Origin of the sequence: Sinorhizobium saheli, from assembly GCF_001651875.1 — a bacterium.
Classification (GTDB): domain Bacteria; phylum Pseudomonadota; class Alphaproteobacteria; order Rhizobiales; family Rhizobiaceae; genus Sinorhizobium; species Sinorhizobium saheli.
This window is the reverse complement of sequence record NZ_LNQB01000080.1, coordinates 1-1,296: the sequence shown is the minus strand read 5'-3', so window position 1 is coordinate 1,296 and position 1,296 is coordinate 1. Positions and strand designations below refer to the sequence as shown.

Sequence of the window (1,296 nt, the reverse complement as noted above, 5' to 3'; positions counted from 1 at the left end):
AACGCAGCACTGCGAGCGACGCCGCCACATAATCTCATCCGACGCATATCAACGGATATGTGGCGCGCCACATATCCGTTGAGCGGCCATCTGTTCGTCTTCCGGGGCCGGAGCGGCGGCCTGGTCAAAGTGATCTGGCACGATGGCCAGGGGCCTGCCTGTTCACGAAGAAGCTCGAGCGCGGTCGGTTCATACGGCCTTCGGCGGCCGACGGCACGGTGGTGATCACGCCGGCGCAGCTCGGCTATTTGCTCGAAGGCATCGACTGGCGAATGCCGCAAAAAACCTGGCGTCCGACGTCGGCGGGATGAGCAAAGCCGCTGGCACGGCGGGAGCGAATATGGTTCCATCCCGCCATCACCGATGCGGCCGATCAGCTCAAAGGACCGGATCGGCGATGAAATGCTCGGCGAGGACACGACCCGCTCCACGATTGCTCTGTCGGGATGATCTCCGAGGATGGTTGTTTGTTACGACGATGCTGGATCGTTCCTGGCGGCGTATAGGAATGGTAGCTCCCTATATGAACGTCAACGAACCGACGAATGTCACTATGAAGAGTGTGAAATAATGCGCCGCAGGGACGAGTATATCGGAGTAGAAGCACTTTCACGCGCAAAGAGCCTCACTAAAGTTAAAGTTGACCCTGATAATTGGGAGACAGAGTATAGGGACGAAGCAACGGGGGAGATTTGGATTCTCGATTACCCCCACTCGGAACAACATGGTGGCGGAAGTCCCAGGCTCCGAAAAACGCGACCATAATTTGGCTAGTTAGCAAAGCTCTCATTGTCAGCCGCCGCGGTCCTCACCGGAGGCATACGCTACGCACGACGCACAGCGTAAAGCATCGGTCCACCGGAAGCCCGGCTTCCACCCGCCGTCATCGACCGCGGCCCGCTGAAGAGGCGGAACGAGCGCGACGTTTTCCGCGGCCTCGAAACGCAAGAACCCCGGCATCCTGAGGATCCGGGGTTCTGGTATTTGGTTGCGGGGGCAGGATTTGAACCTGCGGCCTTCAGGTTATGAGCCTGACGAGCTACCGGGCTGCTCCACCCCGCGTTATGCGTCGGGCCTTTTTATCGGCCCGGTTGTTTTGTCTGCCCGTCCTCGGCCTTTGGCCTTGCGGGGCTGCTCCACCCCGCGTCACCCGAGCAAATCCGGAGGATTTGCCCGTATTGTAGTTTCAGTCTAGCCAAACAAAAAGGCCGCTTTTGGCGGCCCGTGTTGTTTCGGCTGGGCCGATGCTGTGATGAGAAGAAGTTTCTTGCGTTTTGCAGACCTGGCAGCGACCTA

1 protein-coding gene, 1 tRNA gene and 1 pseudogene are annotated in these 1,296 nt (G+C 58.9%); 2 read left to right on the top strand and 1 reads right to left on the bottom strand.

The window, feature by feature from the left end:
* Positions 1–57: 57 nt before the first annotated feature.
* Together tnpB and ATB98_RS30550 are read left to right on the top strand one after the other, a co-directional pair.
* A pseudogene (tnpB, locus tag ATB98_RS30070) lies at positions 58–311 on the top strand (IS66 family insertion sequence element accessory protein TnpB).
* Positions 312–459: 148 nt separating this feature from the next.
* A complete protein-coding gene (locus tag ATB98_RS30550) occupies positions 460–765 on the top strand; it encodes an Imm27 family immunity protein (protein WP_084435571.1) in 306 nt (101 codons plus the stop codon).
* A gap of 220 nt (positions 766–985) precedes the next feature.
* Here the strand turns inward: ATB98_RS30550 and ATB98_RS18615 are convergent.
* Positions 986–1,062: transfer RNA gene (locus ATB98_RS18615), tRNA-Met, on the bottom strand.
* Positions 1,063–1,296: the final 234 nt, after the last annotated feature.

Coding starts and splice junctions, on each gene's coding strand:
- ATB98_RS30550 (WP_084435571.1), top strand. CDS start 460: ATGGTTGTTTGTTACGACGATGCTGGATCGTTCCTGGCGGCGTATAGG.